General features: G+C 60.5%; 20 protein-coding genes. 6 read left to right on the top strand and 14 right to left on the bottom strand.

Annotated elements, in window-relative coordinates; genetic code table 11:
- Positions 1-59: 59 nt before the first annotated feature.
- The 3 genes from HX899_RS01870 (at position 60) to HX899_RS01860 (ending at position 3,628) form a co-directional block, all read left to right on the top strand.
- Positions 60-1,964 (top strand): bifunctional diguanylate cyclase/phosphodiesterase, encoded by a 1,905-nt coding sequence (locus HX899_RS01870; RefSeq protein ID WP_181291560.1) that lies wholly within the window; start codon positions 60-62, stop codon positions 1,962-1,964.
- 152 nt (positions 1,965-2,116) lie between these two features.
- Complete coding sequence (locus tag HX899_RS01865) at positions 2,117-2,761, top strand: HD domain-containing protein (RefSeq protein ID WP_181291559.1); 645 nt, start codon at positions 2,117-2,119, stop codon at positions 2,759-2,761.
- A 9-nt stretch (positions 2,762-2,770) separates the two neighbouring features.
- On the top strand, positions 2,771-3,628 hold the full coding sequence (locus tag HX899_RS01860) for an MOSC domain-containing protein (protein WP_181291558.1): 858 nt from the start codon (positions 2,771-2,773) through the stop codon (positions 3,626-3,628).
- Between the two features lie 68 nt (positions 3,629-3,696).
- On the opposite strand, the gene HX899_RS01855 is transcribed toward HX899_RS01860, so the two are convergent.
- The 12 genes from HX899_RS01855 to rpoZ all read right to left on the bottom strand — a co-directional run bounded on the left by HX899_RS01855 (position 3,697) and on the right by rpoZ (position 14,190).
- Positions 3,697-4,692 (bottom strand): aldo/keto reductase, encoded by a 996-nt coding sequence (locus HX899_RS01855; RefSeq protein ID WP_138328402.1) that lies wholly within the window; start codon positions 4,690-4,692, stop codon positions 3,697-3,699.
- A gap of 102 nt (positions 4,693-4,794) precedes the next feature.
- Positions 4,795-5,565 (bottom strand): DNA repair protein RecO, encoded by a 771-nt coding sequence (recO, locus tag HX899_RS01850; RefSeq protein WP_138328403.1) that lies wholly within the window; start codon positions 5,563-5,565, stop codon positions 4,795-4,797.
- Between the two features lie 118 nt (positions 5,566-5,683).
- Positions 5,684-6,166: a hypothetical protein gene (locus HX899_RS01845; RefSeq protein WP_181291557.1), complete on the bottom strand. Its 483-nt coding sequence runs from the start codon at positions 6,164-6,166 to the stop codon at positions 5,684-5,686.
- Positions 6,167-6,373: 207 nt separating this feature from the next.
- A complete protein-coding gene (locus HX899_RS01840) occupies positions 6,374-7,126 on the bottom strand; it encodes a Crp/Fnr family transcriptional regulator (RefSeq protein ID WP_064653984.1) in 753 nt (250 codons plus the stop codon).
- 135 nt (positions 7,127-7,261) lie between these two features.
- Positions 7,262-8,203, bottom strand: a complete 942-nt coding sequence (gene era / locus HX899_RS01835; protein ID WP_181291556.1) for a GTPase Era — start codon at positions 8,201-8,203, stop codon at positions 7,262-7,264.
- A gap of 7 nt (positions 8,204-8,210) precedes the next feature.
- Positions 8,211-8,930 carry a ribonuclease III gene (rnc, locus tag HX899_RS01830; protein WP_003546941.1) on the bottom strand — a complete coding sequence of 240 codons (720 nt, stop codon included), beginning with the start codon at positions 8,928-8,930 and terminating at the stop codon, positions 8,211-8,213.
- A complete protein-coding gene (lepB, locus tag HX899_RS01825; protein WP_012756788.1) occupies positions 8,927-9,670 on the bottom strand; it encodes a signal peptidase I in 744 nt (247 codons plus the stop codon). The genes rnc and lepB overlap by 4 nt, the downstream gene beginning before the upstream one ends.
- A gap of 158 nt (positions 9,671-9,828) precedes the next feature.
- Positions 9,829-10,233 carry a holo-ACP synthase gene (gene acpS / locus HX899_RS01820; protein WP_029871471.1) on the bottom strand — a complete coding sequence of 135 codons (405 nt, stop codon included), beginning with the start codon at positions 10,231-10,233 and terminating at the stop codon, positions 9,829-9,831.
- A gap of 38 nt (positions 10,234-10,271) precedes the next feature.
- Positions 10,272-10,862, bottom strand: a complete 591-nt coding sequence (locus tag HX899_RS01815) for a DUF2062 domain-containing protein (RefSeq protein ID WP_181291555.1) — start codon at positions 10,860-10,862, stop codon at positions 10,272-10,274.
- A gap of 161 nt (positions 10,863-11,023) precedes the next feature.
- Positions 11,024-11,173: a DUF3563 family protein gene (locus tag HX899_RS01810; protein ID WP_080685790.1), complete on the bottom strand. Its 150-nt coding sequence runs from the start codon at positions 11,171-11,173 to the stop codon at positions 11,024-11,026.
- 195 nt (positions 11,174-11,368) lie between these two features.
- Positions 11,369-13,603, bottom strand: coding sequence for a bifunctional (p)ppGpp synthetase/guanosine-3',5'-bis(diphosphate) 3'-pyrophosphohydrolase (locus HX899_RS01805; RefSeq protein WP_181291554.1), 2,235 nt, complete (start codon positions 13,601-13,603; stop codon positions 11,369-11,371).
- A 182-nt stretch (positions 13,604-13,785) separates the two neighbouring features.
- Positions 13,786-14,190, bottom strand: coding sequence for a DNA-directed RNA polymerase subunit omega (rpoZ, locus tag HX899_RS01800; protein ID WP_003558080.1), 405 nt, complete (start codon positions 14,188-14,190; stop codon positions 13,786-13,788).
- 297 nt (positions 14,191-14,487) lie between these two features.
- On the opposite strand from rpoZ, the gene HX899_RS01795 reads away from it, so the two are divergent.
- The gene (locus HX899_RS01795) at positions 14,488-15,069 is read left to right on the top strand and encodes an NYN domain-containing protein (protein WP_003558079.1); all 582 of its coding nucleotides are present in this window, start codon (positions 14,488-14,490) and stop codon (positions 15,067-15,069) included.
- Positions 15,070-15,134: 65 nt separating this feature from the next.
- Here HX899_RS01795 and smpB read toward each other — a convergent pair whose 3' ends face one another.
- Positions 15,135-15,614 carry an SsrA-binding protein SmpB gene (gene smpB, locus HX899_RS01790; protein ID WP_003558077.1) on the bottom strand — a complete coding sequence of 160 codons (480 nt, stop codon included), beginning with the start codon at positions 15,612-15,614 and terminating at the stop codon, positions 15,135-15,137.
- A 102-nt stretch (positions 15,615-15,716) separates the two neighbouring features.
- Positions 15,717-16,601 carry a 4-hydroxy-tetrahydrodipicolinate synthase gene (gene dapA / locus HX899_RS01785; RefSeq protein ID WP_138387660.1) on the bottom strand — a complete coding sequence of 295 codons (885 nt, stop codon included), beginning with the start codon at positions 16,599-16,601 and terminating at the stop codon, positions 15,717-15,719.
- A 214-nt stretch (positions 16,602-16,815) separates the two neighbouring features.
- Between dapA and HX899_RS01780 the strand changes: the two genes are divergently transcribed.
- Together HX899_RS01780 and HX899_RS01775 are read left to right on the top strand one after the other, a co-directional pair.
- Entirely contained in the window at positions 16,816-18,891 is a 2,076-nt protein-coding gene (locus HX899_RS01780) for a lytic transglycosylase domain-containing protein (protein ID WP_138387661.1), read from the top strand.
- Positions 18,892-18,956: 65 nt separating this feature from the next.
- The coding region (locus HX899_RS01775) for an alpha/beta fold hydrolase (RefSeq protein ID WP_181291553.1) at positions 18,957-19,824 on the top strand (868 nt) is incomplete at its 3' end.

Below are 19,824 nucleotides of genomic sequence, written 5' to 3'. Positions count from 1 at the left end.
AGGCACGTTCATCAAACGAGGACGCTTCCCTCCGCTGTCGTCCCGCGAGACGCATTCACATGAAAGCTGAAGCGCTCTTCTGGCGGCAATGTACCGAGGCAGTCACCGCCGATGGATCGATCGATGCGCAGCGCCTGATGGATCTTGTGATCGCGACCTATCGCGTCCATGAAAGCGACTATGACGAAATCGAGAGAAGCGCGGAAACGCTGCTAAGGGAAAACCATGCACTGAGAGGCAATATTTCCGCCCTCAGCCAAGCGTTCGACGGACAGAAAAAACTCTTCGAAATCATCCTCAACAACCTGCCGCTCGGTCTCAGCGTCTTCGACTCCGACCAGCGGCTGACGCTTTCCAACACCCGCTTCCGCCAGCTCTTCGACCTGACGGACGAAGATGTCATTGCCGGCGCGACAATCGCCGATCTCACGGCCAAAATGCGCGGCACGGAGAGCGCCAGCGCCAAGCCCGGCCGGCGGACCGGGCGACATTCCTCTGCAACCGCAAGGAGCAGTAGTCTCCGTCGGCGCGAATGGTTGATGGACGATGGCCGCATCATCCAGAGCATGGTGACTATCCTTTCCGACGGCAGCAACATTTCCATTCATGCCGATATTACCGAGGATCGAAGGGCGGCCGAGCGCATCACCTATCTCGCCCACCACGACCCGCTGACCGGCCTTCCGAATCGCATCCATTTCCGCGAGCAAGTGGATGCGACGCTCACAGAGCGTAGGCCAGATCAGCAGATTGCCCTCGTTCACCTCAATCTCGACCGGTTCAAATCGATCAACAACACGATGGGCGTTTCGGCCGGCGACAAGATCCTGCTGCAGGTCGCCGAGCGCATCCGAGCCTCGGCCGGTTCGGAAAACACCCTGGCGCGCCTCGGCTCGGACGAATTCGCCATCCTGCAGACGGGCAAGCAGCAGCCCTGGAACGTGACGGCGCTTGCAGAGCGGATCCGCCGGGAGCTTTCCAAACCATTCCTCCACGGCGAAAAACAGGTGGAGCTCAGCGTCTCCATGGGCATCGCAATCGCCCCTGAGGATGGCGAGGAAACCGATATGCTGCTGAAAAATGCCGGCGTGGCGCTGTCACATGCCAAGGCGGACGGCCGCAAACGCGAACGTTTCTTCGCCAGCGAGATGGAAGCGCAGATCCAGCTGCGCCACGCACTGGAGGCGGACCTCAGAGCAGCCGTTGAGAATGAAGAATTCGAGCTGCACTACCAGCCGCTTTATGACCTCGTGCAGCGGCGCATCTGTGGCTTCGAAGCGTTGATCCGTTGGAACCACCCGGCTCGAGGCCGCGTTCCGCCGATGGATTTTATTCCGCTTGCCGAAGAGGTCGGCCTTGTCGTCGATATCGGCCGTTGGGTTTTGCACCGGGCCTGCAACGATGCAGCGCAATGGCCGGAGGGCATCAAGATCGCCGTCAACGTTTCGGCAATCCAATTCAGCAGCAGCGACCTGACGCAAGATGTCAGCGAGGCGCTTGCCGCAGCCGCGCTGTCGCCGTCGCGGCTTGAACTCGAAATCACCGAGAGCGTGCTGATGGAAAATCTGAGCGAAGTGCTGCCGATCCTGCATGCGCTGAAGGAGCGCGGCATCCGCATCTCGATGGACGATTTCGGAACCGGCTATTCCTCACTGAGCTATCTCTCGAGCTTCCCCTTCGACAAGATCAAGATCGACAAATCCTTCGTCAACGACATCGTCGACAACAAGGAAGCGCATGCGATCATGCACGCGATCATCCTGCTCGGCGATGCGCTCGGCATGCGCGTCACTGTCGAGGGCGTCGAGACGGCCGAGCAGCTGGCGCTGCTCGAATGCGAGGAATGCGACGAGATCCAGGGTTATCACATCAGCCCGCCGAGACCGGCATGCGACGTGCCTCATCTTCTCTCCCTGCCGCCGAAGAACGGCGGCGTGACGCGTCTTCCCAAAGCCAAGCGCTGAGATCACCCTCGATTGCGACTCGCACGGCAAGCCGCTACAAAATCGGCTGCGATTCCTGAGATCTTCGTTGTCGCATCCTTTTACCGCCCGCATTCAATTCCGCGCCGATGCCCTATCGGCGGAAAACGATCTTCCTCATAACAGGTGGCGCTATGTTCGCGGCTGAAGCCTTCTCCCCACACGAAACGCTTGCCGCAGCGCTGATTGCACATGCGGCCGACGGCGACGACGGCTCGCACGACCTTGCCCATATCCTGCGCGTCTTCAGGAATGCCATGCGCATCCATGCGGGAGAAGGCGGTGACGGGCGGGTTCTTGCCGCTTCCGTGCTGCTGCACGACTGCGTCGCCGTCGAGAAGAATTCGCCGCTGCGGGCAAAAGCATCGGCTTTGGCGGCCGAGAAGGCATCGGCGATCCTGGCGGAACTCGGCTGGAGCGGCGCGGATATCGAGGCCGCAGCCCACGCAATCACCGCGCATAGTTTCTCGGCCGGGGTGGCGCCGGAGACGCTGGAGGCGAAGATCCTGCAGGATGCCGACCGGCTGGATGCGATCGGCATGATCGGCGTCGCCCGCTGCTTCTATATCGCCGGGCGACTGGGATCCGGGCTCTACGATCCGTTCGACCCGACGGCAGCGAACCGCCCGTTCGATGACAAGCGTTATGCCATTGACCATTTCCAGACGAAGCTGTTCAAACTGGCGGAAGGATTCCAGACCGAGACCGGCCGCAGGCTGGCGGCCGCGCGTGACAAGAGCCTGCGCGATTTTGTCTCGGAATTCATGGACGAAATCTAGGAGAACGGCATGCTTGTCAGCGACCTCTTCATCTATCCGCTCAAGAGCGCCCGTGGCATTGCGCTGCCCGTCGCCGACATCGACGCCTATGGGCTTCCCGGCGACCGGCGGGCGATGATCACCGATGCGCAAGGGCACTTCATCACTCAGCGCGAGTTGCCCGACCTCGCACGCATCGAGGTACGACCGGAATCCGGTGCCTTTCGGCTGCTGATGCAGGGGAAAACGGACATATCGGTAGCGCCGCCTCAGCCTGAAGCCCGCATGGACGTGATCGTGTGGAAATCTGCCGTCAACGCCGCCGTCGCCGATCCCGAGAGCAACCGGCGGCTTTCCGAATGGCTTGGCCGCGAGGTGCGCCTGGTCTTCTTCGACGGGCAGGCACGGCGGACGGCGAATGCCGAATGGGCCGGCGAAGCCACGCCCGTGACCTTTACCGACGGCTACCAGATCCTGGTGACGACGGCCGGTTCGCTGAAGGCATTGAATGCCGATCTCGCCGCCCATGGCGAAGGCAGTGTCGGCATGGAACGCTTCCGTCCGAACATCGTCATCGATACCGACGAGGCCTGGGCGGAGGACCGTTGGGCGGCGATCGAGATCGCCGGCATCCGCTTCGATCTCGTCAAACCCTGCTCCCGCTGCATCATGACGACGCAGGATCAGTTGACCGGGTCCCGCGAGGGACCAAACCCGATGCCGGCCATGGGCCGCATCCGCATGTCGGCCGACCGGCGCGTGCCCGGCCCGCTCTTCGGTTGGAACGTCACGCCGCGCGGCAGCGGCAGGATCACGATCGGTGACACCGTCCGCATCGTTGAAGAGAGGCCGGAAGGCTGGGCGCTCAAGCGTCGCGCAGCAGCATAGAAGCAATTCCAGGAAAAGTGCGAAGCGGTTTTCCGTCCGGAATTGCGTGAAAACAAAGAGTTAGAGCGTCACACGCGCGCGAGTGCGGCATCGATTCCTGCCATGACATCGGCCGGCAGCGGTCCCCTCTCCAGTGCGCCGGCATTTTCCTCCACCTGGGCAACGGTGCGGAAGCCCGGAATGGGAAGGGTGCGCGGCGAGCGTGCCCAGAGCCAGGCAAGCGCGCCCTGCGTCAGCGTGCGGCCGCCTGATGTCAGGAGATCGCGGACGGCATCGAGCCGTGCGGCGAATTCCGGGGCAATACGCCCGTCCTTGAAATAGACCATCCAGTCGAGGGCCGCCCCACGGACATCCTTGGCGCCCACAGCCTTGTCGGCGGTGAACTTGCCGGTCAGCAGCCCCATCGCCAGCGGACCGCGATTGATGGAGATCAGGCCCTTCCCCTCGATCACCGAGATCATCTCCGGCACCGGTTCGAAAACATTCATCGTATGCTGGATCGAGACGTAGCCCTGGCGGCTGGTATGACGGGCAGCACGATCGGGAAAATCGGTGCTCCAGCCGAACGCATCGATCTTGCCTTCGGCGCGCAGCGCCTCCAGCGTATCGAAGACGGCATCCGACTGTTCCAGCGGAAAATCATTGAGGTGGAACTGCAGGAGATCGAGGCGATCGCGCTTGAGGCGGCGCAGCGAGGTCTCGACCGAACGGCGGATGAAGGCCTCATCGGCGAAGGCGCCGGTTGCCTGCTTGGTTTCCGGATCGGTGGCGAAGCCGAACTTGGTGGCGATGACGATATCGTCGCGATTGCCGATCGCCCGGCCGAGCACCTCCTCCGAGTGGCCGGCGCCGTAGTTCGAGGCCGTGTCGAAGAAGCGGATGCCGAGTTCGATGGCGCGGTTGATCGCCTGCACGGATTCATCGTCGTCGACATCACCCCAGCCGAGCGGCGTGTCGCCGGCAAAGAAGGGACCGCCGATCGCCCAACATCCCATGCCGAGGCGCGGAATTTCGCGGCCGTTCCAGAGCGTGATCGTTGTCGATGATGCGGGCTTGGTCAGCATGAGATCCTCCTTGAGTGGCAGTCCTGTGAAGACATAGGAGGCGCTCACGAGTGGGTAAACCGCCAAATCTGGAGGATGTTTTGCACCCGTAAAAAACGGAGGTCAGGCGGAAACACCATTCGGATCCGAAAGCGTCCGCAAGGCTGGATTAAGCGCCTTGAGCGCCGCCTGAACGAAGCCCTCGCGGGCAGCTACCACCTCGATGCCACGCGGCTCGTAGACATGGCGATGCAGAAAGAACCCTGTCAGACGGAATGCGGCCGAGAGACTATCGAAGTCGGCCGCATGATTGCCTTCGATGCTGAGGAACGGCGGCAGGAGCAGCATCTTGTCCGCCCAGGGCGCGCCAGCGGCGCGGCTGACGGCGCGGCCGGATTTCGGCGAGACATAGACGAGATCGGAACGGGCGCCGGTCGCGGCGCATTCGGCAAGATCGAGGCCGAAGCCGAGGTCATTCAGCACCGCAAGCTCGAAACGCACGAAGAGTTCGCCGGCATCGGCCGGGTTGTGCAGGTGATCGAGGATGACCTCCAGCGCATCGAAGAGGTGCGGATGCGGGTCACGCTCCGGCAGCAGCCGCAGCAGCGCGCCCATCGCCTGGACACCGTAGACGGCGGTCGCCGTTTCCATCAGCCGGGCAGCGCGCAGCGTCACCGGCTCGACGCGGAATTCGCCCAGATGCTCGTCAAGCCGGGCACGCCAGATGACCTCCACTGCATTGCCCGCCTGCAGCACCGGCTGCATGGCGCGCGAGCGGCCGGAGCGCACCAGGCCGAGATGGCGGCCGCGATCACGCGTCATTACCTCGGCGATGACGCTCGTCTCGCCGTGGCGCTTGACGCCCAGGATGATCGCATGGTCCTGCCACTGCATCGAAAGAAGTCCTTACGGCTGACGAATCATCCTACTGCATAATTCAACGCGTTACAGCGTCCTTTGCGCGTCTGAAAGACGCGCTGCAGTGCAAGGCTGGCTTCCGTCATGGACCGCGTCAGGCGACAGCCGGGAAAAGCCTCTGCAGGAATTCCCGCATCGCCATTTCGTCGAAAGGCTTCACCAGAAGCGGTATGTGCTGCAGGTCGGGCGGGAAATCGCCGGTATCGGAATAGCCGCTGACAAAGCCGAAGGGGATGCCGATATCGAGAAGGTGGCGGGCAAAACCGAAGCTCATGCCCTCGCCGAGATTGACGTCGAGAAGGGCGAAATCATATGTCTCCACAGCAATGGCAGCCCTTGCCTGTTCGACGCTGCCGACGATATCGATGCTCTCGACGCCGGCCAGGCGTAGAATATCCTCCGCCTCCATCGCGATGATCAGACTGTCTTCAAGAACCAGAACACGGATTGTCATGATTCGATGCCCCTCGTCGGGCGCCTGTCGCAGCGCCCCGGCCGTTTCGCCAACATCATTGCCCTCCGGTGCCCCGCATGGCACGCTATCGGTGAATTCCGCCACCTTTTCTGAATAAACCATTTTTCTGCCCGGTCGATAAGAATCAAAATCGGAGGAAAGATGACGGCAGACCTTATTTTCCTTGCCGCTAATCTGCATTTAAAAAAGACATAACCAGGCTGCTTGGCCAAAGCATGTCGCGCAAAATGTGCAGCGGTCTGCGACAACGACATGCGCAAAACAAAGACCTAAGGTGCGAGGAGCGAATCTGAAAGATCGCGAGGCGCTTTAAATGAACGGGCGTTTGCCCTCTCCAAGCCCTTCCCAGCCTGATATCGCCATCAATTCCTCGCCGTTCAGCACCTCGCAGCCGCGCTCCTGCCAGCGGATCAACCCACGTTCGCTGAGTTTTTTCAAGGTCTTGTTGGTATGAACGATGGAAAGACCGAGCGTGTCGGCAATGTGCTGCTGGGTGATGGGGATGAATTTGCGGCCGTTGAAGATATTGAGCTTCCGACCGCGCTCAAACAGGAAAGCGATCAGATAGGCTGCTCGTTCCAGCGCCGTGCGGCGGCCGATGCTCAAGAGATGCTCATCCAGGATGCGCTCCTCGCGCGCGGCGATCCAGGTGATGTCGAAGGCGAGCGAGGCGTGTTTGTTGTAGAGCGTCATCAGCCTGTCACGCTCGAAGACACAAAGGGACACGGGCGAAAGCGCTTCGACTGAATGCTGCATCTCACCGGCTATCGTTCCCTGCAGGCCGACCAGGTCGCCCGGCATGATATAATTCAGAATCTGGCGGCGTCCGTCCTCCAGCATCTTGTAGCGGAAGCCCCAGCCGGCGAGCACCGTGAAGAGATGAGCGCTATGTGCGCCCTCGACGAGGATCGTGGAGCCGGCATCGACGGCAAGCTCACCCCTCTTGAAGCTCGAGACGAATTCCAGCTCGTCGCGGCTGAATTCCCTGAAATGCGGCAAGGGCCGCAAAGGACATTGCTCGCAAGGGGTCTTGAAAGAATTGATGGGTCTCGACGTCGCCATAGTTGCCCTACCGTCGCAAAATCGGCGCGCCGTTGGTTAACAAATGCGCAAGGCATGGATTTGTTCCATGAGCGAGGCGGATTTTTAAAGCGGAAACAAAGGGCTGGCGCCAACCCGACGAAATCCTTGCCATGCTTATTTCGGGAAATCGAGACCCATTTCGCGGAACCGCTCGGGATCATCCCCCCAATTCTCGCGAACCTTGACGAACAGGAAGAGGTGGACCGGCTGTTCGAGGATCTGCGACAATTCCTTGCGCGACGCAGTCGAGATCGCCTTGATGGTTTCGCCACCCTTGCCGAGGGCGATCTTCTTCTGGCTGTCGCGCTCGAGATAGATCACCTGCTCGATCCGCACCGAGCCGTCCTTGCGCTCTTCCCACGTCTCCGTTTCGACATGCGAGGCATAGGGAAGCTCCTGGTGCAGGCGCAGAAACAGCTTCTCGCGGGTAATCTCGGCGGCGAGCTGGCGCATCGGCAGATCGGAGATCTGGTCTTCCGGATAGTACCACGGCCCCTCAGGGAGCGTTTTCGCCAGATAGTCCATGAGGTCGTCGCAGCCGGAGCCGTTTTCGGCGGAGATCATGAAGGTGCGCTCGAAAGCGATCTTCTCGTTGGCGGCAGCGGCCAGTGCCAGCAGATCCTCGCGGTTGACGCGGTCGATCTTGTTGAGCAGCAGGATCTTCGGCTGCCGGACTTCCTTGAGGCCTTCGAGGATGGCTTCGGCATCGCCGCGCAGGCCGCGCTCGCTGTCGATCAGCAGCACGATCAGATCGGCATCCCTCGCACCGCCCCAGGCCGAGGTCACCATGGCGCGGTCAAGCCGGCGGCGCGGCTTGAAGATACCAGGCGTATCCATGAAGACGATCTGGGCATTGTCATGGATCGCGATGCCGCGAACGATAGCCCGCGTCGTCTGCACCTTATGGCTGACGATCGAGACCTTGGCGCCGACGAGGCGGTTCACCAGCGTCGACTTGCCGGCATTGGTCGGCCCGATCAGCGCGACGAAGCCCGAATGCGTCGGACCACTGGTTTCTGCGGCAGCTTCGGCCGCGATCTCTTCTTCTTGTGTCATTGTCCCGTCAGTTTCCGGCAGGCGATTGCTGCCAAATGCCTTCGCGCTCGAGCATCTTCGTTGCCGCCACCTGTTCGGCGGCACGCTTCGACCGCTCTACGCCGGTTTCGGGCTTAATGCCAGCAACTTCCACCGTCACCTTGAAGCGCGGATCATGATCCGGTCCGCTGCGTTCATCAACCCGGTAGATCGGCGTGACGCCGAATTTCGCGTGCGACCACTCCTGCAGCTCGGTCTTGGCGTCGCGCTTGGCGCCATCGGCCCGCACCGCCCTGCCCTGCCAGTAACGCAGAATGAACCGGCGGGCGACTTCGAGGCCGCCGTCGAGATAGATCGCGGCGATCAGGCTTTCGACGACGTCGGCGCGCACGTTCATCATCCGCTTGCCGGTCAGTTTCTTCACATCGGCGCCGGTGCGGATATAGAGATGAAGATTGAGTTCATCGGCGACCGCAGCACAGGTTTCGGCGCTGACGAGCTGGTTGAGGCGAACCGAGAGCTCGCCTTCTCCCGCCGTGCCGAAGGTGCGGAACAGAAGCTCGGCGATGCAGAGCCCGAGGACCCTGTCGCCGAGGAATTCCAGCCGTTCGTAATTGCCGCCCTTTTCGGTGCGGGCGCTGGCATGGGTCAGCGCGCGATCCAGGCGTTCCTTTTCAGCGAAGTCATGACCGATCAGGGCTTCAAGCTTTGCGCGGTCCGCCGCAGAAAGCGTCTGCGCCTTACTCATTCAACAACCTTGAAGAGGCGGTCCCAACGCATATTCGTCGGCCACTTCCAGATTTCGCGGAAGGAGGTGTCGTTGCCGAGCGAGAAGAAGATGACGCTGGCGCGGCCGACAAGATTTTCGGCAGGCACGAAGCCGACGTCGAAGCGGCTGTCGAGCGAGTTGTCGCGGTTGTCGCCCATCATGAAATAATGGCCTTCCGGCACGATGAATTCGCGAGTGTTATCACCACGCGACACCGGAGACTGATCGAGCGTGTCGTAGGACTTGCCGTCGTCGAGCGTTTCGCGGAATACCGGCACGTCCTCGCCCGGGTCGAGCTTGTAATCCGAAGTGAACGCACCGTCCGCCACCTTCGGAACCGGCTTGCCGTTGACGTAGAGCACGCCGTCGGTAACCTGGATACGGTCGCCCGGCAGGCCGATGCAGCGCTTGATATAGTCGATCTCGGGGTTCGGCGGGAAACGGAAAACGACGATGTCGCCACGCTTCGGATCGGCGCCGAACAGGCGGCCGCTGAAAACATCAGGCGAGAAAGGCAGCGAATATTTCGAATACCCGTAAGCGAACTTGTTGACGAAGATGTAGTCGCCGACAAGCAGGGTCGGCATCATCGAACCGGACGGAATGGTAAAGGGCTGGAACAGCACCGTTCGGATCACCATCGCCAAAATCAGCGCCTGGATGATAACTTTGATATTTTCCCAGAGGGCGTTCGGCTTGGCTTCGACTTTTTCGGACACGCAGTCTTATTCCTTCAAGACGCCGCGGCGGCGCAATTCTTTCTGTCGTTCTCTCTAGCGGCTTCGGCCGGTTGCGGCAATGGCGACAACATCAAAAGCGACGAGAGGTCGCGATCAACAGCTCCCGAGATCACGATCAACAGCGCCCGAGGTCGCGATCAGAGGCTCTCGGGCAACGCCTCGATAATGACGAAGGCCTGCGCCAAGGGATAATCATCGGTTATTGTCAAATGAATGGCGGGCCTGTGGCCCGCGGGCAGCAGCGATTCGAGGATCAGGGCGGCGCCGCCCGATAAAAGCATGGTCGGCTTGCCGCTCGGCAGGTTGACGACGCCCATGTCCTTCCAGAAGACGCCCTGTGCTATGCCGGTGCCGAGCGCCTTGGAACAGGCCTCCTTGGCGGCAAAACGCTTGGCATAGGATGCGGCACGGTTTGCCCGCTTATCGGAACGCGCGCGCTCGATCTCGGTGAAGCAGCGATGGGTGAAGCGCTCGCCGAAGCGCTCGATAGATTTCTCGACACGGCGAATGTCGATCAGATCGCTGCCAATGCCGATGATCATGCCGGACCCTTCCGTCGCTTAAGAATTCTTGATCGGGTTCATATGCTCGGCATGTTGCCGGCTGGAACGGCAAGACGCAGGCGCGCCCGCTCCATCAGCCGTATATGGCGGCGCGTCTGAAAACCCTTCACGGTGTAGAACGTCAGCGCATAGAGCGCAACGGAGGTGACGATCGCCGGCGGGATAGCGCCGACCAGCATCGGCTCCAGCACCGGCTTCCATAATTCGGTGAAATTCAGCTTGTGGAAAAGGGCGGCGAGATCCACCGTCTGACCTACCAGTTGATCCTCGCGGCTCAACAGCAGATGCCCGATTTCCCAGGTGATGCCCCAGATGAAGGGATAGGTCAGCGGATTGCCGAAGGCGGCGCAGCCGAGGGCGGCGGCCACCATGCTGCCGGAGAGGAAATAGGTGATGACGAAAGCCATGACGAAATGCACGCCGATGAACGGCGTCCACGAGACGAAGACACCCGCAGCGACGCCGGCGGCAACCGCATGCGGCGAAGCGCTCAGGCGCAGGACGCGCATTGTCAGGTAACGGATCGGGCGAAGGAAACCTTTACGGGGCCATAAAAGCTCCCGCATCTTTTCCTTGAATCCCGCAGGCTTGCGACGGCGAAACAACATGGCCGGTATTTAGTGCAGCGCACACCACCATGACAAGAGCGGCAAATGATACCGCTCGAAAAACCGCCCCTTAGTTCTCGCTGCGAAGAGGAGCTTCTTCATGCCGAGGGGCGTCCGTTATGCATAACGTCCCTCACTTACCTCAAGTATAAAGTCCAGTATCAGCGACTGCGGAACAGACCACGGTCGACCTGGCGCTGACGAAACTCGAGATCGATACGATCGAGCGAGCCGTTCAAATATGCCATTTCACGTTCCTGCGTGGTCGGAGCGCGAAAGGCGCGAGCGAATTTCTTGATAGGGTCAAACATTATCTTCTCTCATCTTCTGTTTACGTTTCGATGACCAGAAGATAGGCCCGGCAGAGGTCAATTACCACCACCGCAACATGGAGACAGCCATGCGCTCACTGCATTGCTCGCCTTTTTGATGCGCCATTCCGATCCTAAAACGATCATAAAATGTGCAATTTTTCGGCCAACCCTCTGGGGCGGTTTAACAAAAGCTTACTCGTAGAGGCGCCGGACCGTGGCGATGCAATCCAGTTCCTTCATCTGGGCGAGCAACTGGTTGAGCTGACGCAGGTCCCAGACCTCGACCTCGAGCATCATTTCGGTGAAATCGGCCGCGACCCGCACCGTATTCAGCAAGCGGATATTGACGTCGAGGCCTGCGACCGTCTGGGCGACCTTGGCAAGGGTGCCGGGTTCATTCAACCCATTCACCATGATGCGCGCCATGAAACGCGACTTGTTGGCTTCGTCGAGGTCCCAGCGCACGTCGATCCAGCGGTCGGGCTGATCGTCGAAACGCTGCAGGCTCGGCGACTGGATCGGATAGATGGTGATGCCGTTGCCCTGGTCCATGATGCCGACGATGCGATCGCCAGGCACGGCGCCGGTCGGCGCGAACTTGACGTCGACATTGCCGGACAGGCCGCGGATGGGCCCGATATCGGCGTCAGTGTCGATTTCCGAATGGCCCCCCTCGTGCCCGGCCTTGGTCTTGCCGGGGATCTTGAAGATCATGCCGGCGGCGCTGCGGACGTTGAACCAGCCGTCATCGCCGGAGGGCTTCACGGTGACGCGCTCGTCCTGATGATCAGGATAGACGGCGCGCAGCACGTCGAGCGAGGACATTTCGCCACGGCCGACGGCGGCGATCGCATCCTCGACATCCTTCTGGCCGAGACGGTGCAGCGCCGGCTTCATCGCCTCGCGCGAGAAGATCTTGCCAGCCCTATTGAAGGTGCGCTCGAGAATGCGGTGGCCGAGGCCGGCATATTGCTTGCGGATCGCCATGCGGGTGGCGCGACGGATGGCGGCTCGCGCCTTGCCGGTCACGACGATCTCCTCCCAGGCGGCCGGTGGAACCTGCACGCCGGAGCGGATGATCTCGACCTCGTCGCCATTCGCAAGCCGCGTCACCAGCGGCATGATGCGGCCGTTGATCTTGGCGCCCACCGTGGTGTCGCCGATATTGGTGTGCACCGCATAGGCGAAATCGATCGGGGTGGCGCCACGTGGCAGGGCAATCAGCTTGCCCTTCGGCGTGAAGCAGAAGACCTGGTCCTGGAAGAGTTCGAGCTTGGTATGCTCGAGGAATTCTTCCGGGCTGTCACCCTCGGCCAAGGCCTCGATCGTATGACGCAGCCAGGAATAGGCATTGGATTCGCGAGAAAGGATGTCGCCATCGGCATTGGTGGCGCCGTCCTTATAGAGCGTGTGGGCGGCGATGCCGAATTCGGCGATTTCGTGCATGCGCTTGGTGCGGATCTGCAGTTCGATGCGCTGGCTGGAGGGACCGACGATTGTGGTGTGCAGCGAACGGTAGTCGTTCTGCTTCGGCGTCGAGATATAGTCCTTGAAGCGGCCGGGCACGACGCGCCAGCGCGTGTGGACGATGCCGAGCGCCCGGTAACAGGAGGGGATGTCCTCGACAATCAGGCGGAAGCCATAGACATCGGAAAGCTGCTCGAAGGAAAGCGACTTCGACTGCATCTTACGGAAGACCGAATAAGGCTTCTTCTGCCGGCCCTTGACGTAGGCGCTCGTCAGGCCGCTTGCGACCAAAAGGTCGCGTAGCTCGGCCTCGATCTTCTTGACGATGCCCTCGTTGCGCTTCGAAAGCTCTTCCAGCCTTTTGGTGACGGTCTCGTAGGCTTCCGGGTTCATATGCCGGAAGGAGAGCTCCTCGAGTTCCTCGCGCATGTCCTGCATGCCCATGCGGCCGGCGAGCGGCGCATAGATTTCCATCGTCTCCTCGGAGATGCGGGCACGCTTGTCGGCCGACATGTGATCGAGGGTGCGCATATTGTGCAGGCGATCGGCAAGCTTGACGAGCAGCACACGCACATCGTCGGAAATGGCCAGCAGCAGCTTGCGCAGGTTTTCCGCCTGCTTGGCCTTCTTGGTGACGAGATCGAGCTTCTTGATCTTCGTCAGACCCTCGACAAGGCGGCCGATATCCTCGCCGAACAGTTCGTCGATTTCGGCGCGCGTCGCCGTCGTATCCTCGATCGTATCGTGCAAAAGGGCGACCGCGATGGTCGATTCATCGAGGTGCATGTCGGTGAGGATGGCGGCGACCTCGAGCGGATGGGAAATATAGGGATCGCCGCTCGCGCGCTTTTGCTGGCCATGCTTCTGCATGGCATAAACATAGGCTTTGTTCAGCAGTGCTTCATTGGCATCGGGCTTGTATTGCTGAACCCGCTCCACGAGCTCGTACTGCCGCATCATTCCAAAGCCACTCCGATAAAAATAAAAGCGCGCCAATCAACGATTGGCGCACACATGGGCAATAATATGCCTAAGCAATAAAGGTGCAAGATTGACGATTGGTAATCGTCGCTCTTTTGCATCGCATGCAGCTTTTTCAGGGTCGCATCTGACCGATGCGACGAGAGATCCAGCCGGCGCGCTTAGTAATCGTCGCTCTTTTCCGGCGGCACGAGGCCTTCGATGCCGGCAAGCAGCTCTTCTTCCGACATCTGGTCGAAAGTGATCGTCTCCGGCACATCGTCCTGCTCTTCGCTGTCGGCTGCGGCGACACCGCCGGCGGCGATCATGCTTGCCGGATCGGGCTCGGGTTCGTCGACTTCGACATGCTTTTGCAGCGAATGGATCAGATCTTCCTTGAGGTCATCGGGCGAAAGCGTCTCATCGGCAATTTCGCGCAGGGCCACCACAGGATTCTTGTCGTTGTCGCGATCGATGGTGATCGAGGCACCCTGGGAAATCAGCCGGGCGCGGTGGCTGGCGAGCAGAACCAGCTCGAAGCGGTTCTCCACCTTGTCGATGCAATCTTCAACTGTGACACGGGCCATTGCCTGTCCTTTACGGTCGTCATTTCGGGATTAACACGCCCGATACAATTAAAACCGGGCAAATACAAGTTTTTCATTCCGGCTCCCCTCGTCTTTATCCGCGGCTGAGCTAGATTCCCATGGAGAATGTCATAATTCCACCGAAGGTTGCTTGGAATATGTCGAATCGTGCCCTAAATCTTTCATATATGAATAATTCATAAAGTAAGGACCGGATCGAAATCGAAACACAAGCTATTGTTTTTATTTAAGTTTGTCCCATGCGGATTTCGATTGCTCTCATTGGATTGGTAAGCGATGTTTGACCCACGCGAAAAAATTGCACTCTTCATTGACGGCGCCAATCTCTACGCTGCATCCAAGAGCCTCGGCTTTGACATCGATTACCGCAAGCTCTTGAAAGCATTCCAGAAACGCGGATATCTGCTGCGCGCGTATTATTATACCGCTCTGATCGAAGATCAGGAATATTCATCGATCCGGCCGCTGATCGACTGGCTCGACTACAACGGCTACAAAGTCGTCACCAAGCCCGCCAAGGAATTCACAGATTCCATGGGCCGCCGAAAGATCAAAGGCAACATGGACATCGAGCTTGCCATCGACGCCATGGAGCAGTCCGAAACGGTCGATCATCTCGTCATCTTCTCGGGCGACGGTGATTTCACGAACCTGGTCGAGGCGTTGCAGCGCAGAGGTCGCAAGGTCTCGGTGATCTCGACCATGGCGACCCAGCCGCCGATGATCGCCGACGACCTGCGCCGACAGGCCGATCATTTCATCGATCTCTTGTCTCTGAAGGCTGAAATCGGTCGTGATCCCTCCGAGCGGGCGCCACGCCCGGCCGAAGTTGCCCCGGTCAGCGATCTCGAGGATTGACCTCTCCATCCCGAACCGGAGTGGCCGCGACAATCAGGACGTGATCATAAACCATGGCAGCGCGGTCAGCCATGAGCCTTCAGCAGGCGGCTCTTCTGCCGGTTCCAATCGCGCTCCTTCTCGGATTCGCGCTTGTCGTGCAATTTCTTACCCTTGGCGAGCGCCAGTTCCATCTTCGCCCGACCGCGATCGTTGAAATAGATCTTCAGCGGGATCAGCGTCATGCCTTCGCGGTTGATGGCAGAGCGCAGACGATGGATTTCACGGCCCGACAGCAGCAGCTTGCGGCGCCGGCGCGGCTCGTGATTGAAGCGGTTGGCCTGCAGATATTCCGGCAGATAGGAATTGATCAGCCAGATCTCGCCGCCCTCATCCGAGGCGTAGGATTCGGCGATATTGGCCTTGCCTTCGCGCAGCGACTTGACCTCCGTGCCCATCAGCACGATGCCCGCCTCGTAAGTATCGATGATCTCGTAGTTGAAGCGGGCCTTGCGGTTTTCGGCCACGATCTTGTTCACCACGCGCTGGCTGCCTTTGGGGGCCATGACGATATTCCAATTGCTTTTTTAGAGCGCGAAAAGCCGCACCCTCATTCCTTGCCCTTTATGTAAGGGAGAGACCCCGTCTTGTGAAGACGGCCGGTCTCGTCAGTTCAACAGGCCTGCATGGCGCATCGCGGCGTCAATCGCCGATTCCGTTGCCGGCTCCAGCGTCGAAAGCAGCGGCGAACGAACGTTGCGGCTCATCCGGCCAAGTTTGGAGAGCCCGTATTTGGCGCCGCAAAGACCCGGCTCAAGGAAGATCGCCTTGTGGAGCGGCATCAGCCGATCCTGATATTCCAGGGCGCGGGCATAGTCGCCTGCCAGCGTTGCCGCCTGGAAGTCGGCGCAAAGGCGCGGGGCAACATTGGCCGTTACCGAAATACAGCCGACACCGCCATGGGCGTTGAAGCCGAGCGCCGTCGCATCCTCGCCGGACAGCTGCCTGAAATCTGCGCCGCAGGTGATGCGCTGTTCGGAGACGCGCTCGATCTTGCCCGTCGCATCCTTGACGCCGACGATATTCCGATGCGCCTTGGCGAGCGCACCCATCGTTTCCGGTGTCATGTCGACCACCGAGCGGCCGGGGATGTTATAGATATAGATCGGCAGATCGACGGCCTCGGCGATCGCCGAAAAATGCGCGATCAAACCCTTCTGCGTCGGCTTGTTGTAATAGGGGGTGACGACCAGAACGGCGTTCGCACCGACCTTTTCGGCATGCAGGGCTAGCTCGATCGCTTCACGCGTATTGTTCGAGCCTGCGCCGGCCATGACGGGAACGCGTTTTGCGGCAACCTCGATGCAGAGTTCCACCACCCGTTTGTGCTCGGCATGCGACAGCGTCGGGGATTCGCCGGTCGTGCCGACCGGAACGAGACCACCGCTGCCTTCCTTGATCTGCCAGTCGACATGAGCGGCGAAGCTGTCTTCGTCGATCAGTCCGGCATCCGTGAAGGGGGTGACGAGGGCGGGAATGGACCCATTGAACATGCAAAGCTCCTCACGACCAAATCCTTGCTTCGGCCGCATTCCATGAATATGAGTTGCGCACCATAGAGCGCCGAAATCATCGCGACAAGCGCGCAGAGTTCGGTTTAGGGCAAATTCCGATAGCAGATGTGAATGAATTTTACCTGGTACGGTAAGGTTTCGTTAAGATGCCTCTAGCCAAATGGCAGGGCGTGTTTTCGTTGCGAGATCCCGGATGAAGAAAGCTGTCCTGATTCTGTCCGCCTTCGGCTTCATTGCCGCCGCGTGGAGCAGTGTTGCGTCGCCGCTTCCCGGCGAGAGCACTGCCATGCCTGCCGTCAAGCCGCTCGGCTTCATTCCCGAAACAGCCATACCGGAATCGATCACGACAGGCGCCATTCCGCGCAATCCGGCCATCGCGCCCGTCAACGGCGACCTGAAAGCCGGCCTCGACGCGCTTTCCGACAAGGACCCGCAGCTGGCACTTTCGATCCGCGACAGCATGCGCGACGGGACGCTCGACCGCCATATCCTCACCTGGGCGATCGCCGTTTCCGGGTTGAAGGGTGTTCCCTCCTTTGAAATCGCCAGCGCCGCGCAAGAGCTCAAGAGCTGGCCGGGACTTTCGCGGCTGCGCGCCTTTTCCGAACGCGCGATCTATGACGAAAATCCCGCCCCTTCCGCCGTGCTCGCCGCCTTCGGCGATACCGCGCCCGAGACGACGCAGGGCGCCGTCATCCTCGGCCGGGCGCTGGTTGCGTCAGGCAAGCAGGCGCAGGCGGCAAAATATATCCGCAAGGTCTGGCGCGGAGAGGCTCTCGACAAGGCGATCGAGGACAAGATCCTCATCGAGTTTTCCGCGCTGTTGACGCCTGCCGACCATAAGGCGCGGATGGACTATCTGATGTATCGCGGCCGGGTGGCGCAGGCCAAGCGCTTCGGAGACATGGGCCAGGTGCAGTCGCTCTACACGGCCTGGGCTGCCGTCGACGCCAAAGCCGGCAATGCCGGCGCCTTGCTCAACGCCGTCGATGCGAAATGGCGCGGCGATGCCGGCCTGCTGTTTGCGCGGATCGAATATCTGCGCAAGCAAGACAAATATGCCGAAGCGGCTGTGCTTCTGGAGCAGATGCCGCCCGAGCGCAGCGAACTCGTCAATTCCGGCGAATGGTGGAACGAGCAGCGCATCATCAGCCGTGGTCTCGTCGACCAGGGACAGTTCAAGCCTGCCTATCGCATCGTCGCAAACTACGCCGCAACGAGCCCGACGGATATCGTCGAGGCTGAATTCCATGCCGGATGGTACGCGCTTCGCGGCCTCCAGGACCCGGCAACGGCGGAAAGACATTTCCGCAAGATCCTGCAGACATCAAACGGACCGATCTCGGTTTCACGCGCCTGGTATTGGCTGGGACGAGCAGCGGAGGCCGGAGGCCCCGGCAAATCCAGCGAATTCTATGCGAAGGCCGCGAATTTTCCCGGCACCTTCTATGGACAGCTCGCGGCCGAAAGGCTGGGGCGAAAGACGCTTAATGTCACCTATCCCGCACCCAGCACGGCCGACCGGCAGCGCTTTCAGGCACGCGAAGCCGTGCAGGCGATCGCCCGGCTGGAGGCCGCCGGCCATGGATGGCGGGCCACCATTCTCTATCTCGCGCTCGCCGATCAACTGCAAAGCCCCGGCGAATTGGCTGTCCTTGCGGCACGGGCCGAGCAATCCGGCGATCATCATCTCTCGCTGCAGATCGGCAAGATCGCCTATGGACGCGGCATCGATGTCGCAGCGCTTGCCTTTCCGGTCGGCGTGATCCCGGCGAACGCCAATATAACGGGCTCCGGCAAGGCGCTTGCCTATGCCATCGCCCGGCAGGAAAGCGCCTTCAACCCGGCCGCCGTATCGGCGGCGAACGCGCGCGGCCTGCTGCAGCTTCTGCCGGGAACGGCCCAGGCAGTGGCCAAGCGCCACAACATCGCCTTTTCCAAGGACAAGCTAACGGCCGATGCCGGCTATAACGCGACACTCGGTGCCCATTATCTCGGCGAGCAGATCGACGCCTTCGGCGGCTCCTATATCCTCACCTTCATTGCCTATAATGCCGGGCCGAAGCGGGTGCCGGAATGGATCGGCCGCTACGGTGATCCGCGCGGCAGGCCGATCGACGAGATCGTCGACTGGATCGAGCGCATCCCCTTCCCCGAAACGCGCAACTATGTGCAGCGGGTGATGGAGAATTACGAGGTTTATAAAGCCCGTCTCGGCCAACCCACCGATATCGAGCGCGACCTGATCGGCGGACGAAGCGCCTCCTGAAGCCATTTGGCGCGGATTGAAAAGCAAGCTACATCTTCGGGATCAAACAGGTCTCGAGGGATGCGATGCCGGATACGGATGCAGACGGTTTCCAGGAACGATTTTTCACGTCTTCTGATGGGTTGAGGCTTTATGCCCGCGACTACCAACCAGACCAGGCGGTAACCGCCGGACGGCTGCCGGTGATCTGCCTGCCCGGCCTGACCCGCAATACACGGGATTTTCATCCGCTTGCGCTGCTTCTCTCCCGGGACACAACAATGCCTCGCAGGGTGATTGGGCTCGATTCGCGCGGACGGGGAAACTCGGCATGGGATGAGAACAAGGCGAACTACAATCTCGCCATCGAGGCCGGCGACGTCCTTGCCGCCTGCGAAGCGCTCGGCATCGAGCGGGCGATCTTCGTCGGCACGTCGCGGGGCGGGCTGATCCTGCATCTGATCGCGGCGACACGGCCGGATCTTCTCGAAGCCGTCATCCTCAACGATATCGGGCCTGTGCTCGAGGCGGAGGGGCTGGCGCGGATCCGCGATTACCTCAACTGCGGCAGGAAGCCGGCGGACTGGAACGAGGCGGCTGATATATTGAAGGAAAATCATGGCGCGTCGTTTACCGCGCTTGCAGAGGAAGATTGGCGCGAGATGGCGCTTGCCCTTTATCGCGATATCGGCGGACGGCCGGTCGCCGACTTCGACCCGGCGATCGCGGAGGCACTAAAATCGATCGATTTCAGCCAGCCGCTGCCTGATCTCTGGGGGCAATTCGAAGGCCTGAGCCGGTTGCCGCTCATGCTGATCCGCGGCGAAAATACGTCGCTGCTTTCACTGGAAAGCGCCGGCGAAATGGCGCGGCGGCATTCTGGGATGATCCTTCATACCGCCGAAGGTCAAGGACACGCCCCGCTCCTGCATCTTGGCAATATTCCCACGATAA

This window comes from Rhizobium sp. WYCCWR 11146, assembly GCF_013591995.1.
Classification (GTDB): Bacteria; Pseudomonadota; Alphaproteobacteria; order Rhizobiales; family Rhizobiaceae; genus Rhizobium; species Rhizobium indicum.
The sequence above is the reverse complement of the archived record's forward strand: the minus strand, read 5'-3'. Positions and strand labels throughout refer to the sequence as shown.

Coding starts and splice junctions, on each gene's coding strand:
- era (WP_181291556.1), bottom strand. CDS start 8,203: ATGACACAAGAAGAAGAGATCGCGGCCGAAGCTGCCGCAGAAACCAGT.
- HX899_RS01780 (WP_138387661.1), top strand. CDS start 16,816: ATGAAGAAAGCTGTCCTGATTCTGTCCGCCTTCGGCTTCATTGCCGCC.
- acpS (WP_029871471.1), bottom strand. CDS start 10,233: ATGATCATCGGCATTGGCAGCGATCTGATCGACATTCGCCGTGTCGAG.
- HX899_RS01855 (WP_138328402.1), bottom strand. CDS start 4,692: ATGCTGACCAAGCCCGCATCATCGACAACGATCACGCTCTGGAACGGC.
- rnc (WP_003546941.1), bottom strand. CDS start 8,930: ATGAGTAAGGCGCAGACGCTTTCTGCGGCGGACCGCGCAAAGCTTGAA.
- HX899_RS01795 (WP_003558079.1), top strand. CDS start 14,488: ATGTTTGACCCACGCGAAAAAATTGCACTCTTCATTGACGGCGCCAAT.
- HX899_RS01805 (WP_181291554.1), bottom strand. CDS start 13,603: ATGATGCGGCAGTACGAGCTCGTGGAGCGGGTTCAGCAATACAAGCCC.
- recO (WP_138328403.1), bottom strand. CDS start 5,565: ATGCAGTGGCAGGACCATGCGATCATCCTGGGCGTCAAGCGCCACGGC.
- rpoZ (WP_003558080.1), bottom strand. CDS start 14,190: ATGGCCCGTGTCACAGTTGAAGATTGCATCGACAAGGTGGAGAACCGC.
- HX899_RS01840 (WP_064653984.1), bottom strand. CDS start 7,126: ATGGCGACGTCGAGACCCATCAATTCTTTCAAGACCCCTTGCGAGCAA.
- HX899_RS01845 (WP_181291557.1), bottom strand. CDS start 6,166: ATGGTTTATTCAGAAAAGGTGGCGGAATTCACCGATAGCGTGCCATGC.
- smpB (WP_003558077.1), bottom strand. CDS start 15,614: ATGGCCCCCAAAGGCAGCCAGCGCGTGGTGAACAAGATCGTGGCCGAA.
- HX899_RS01815 (WP_181291555.1), bottom strand. CDS start 10,862: ATGTTGTTTCGCCGTCGCAAGCCTGCGGGATTCAAGGAAAAGATGCGG.
- HX899_RS01865 (WP_181291559.1), top strand. CDS start 2,117: ATGTTCGCGGCTGAAGCCTTCTCCCCACACGAAACGCTTGCCGCAGCG.
- HX899_RS01810 (WP_080685790.1), bottom strand. CDS start 11,173: ATGTTTGACCCTATCAAGAAATTCGCTCGCGCCTTTCGCGCTCCGACC.
- HX899_RS01870 (WP_181291560.1), top strand. CDS start 60: ATGAAAGCTGAAGCGCTCTTCTGGCGGCAATGTACCGAGGCAGTCACC.
- HX899_RS01860 (WP_181291558.1), top strand. CDS start 2,771: ATGCTTGTCAGCGACCTCTTCATCTATCCGCTCAAGAGCGCCCGTGGC.
- dapA (WP_138387660.1), bottom strand. CDS start 16,601: ATGTTCAATGGGTCCATTCCCGCCCTCGTCACCCCCTTCACGGATGCC.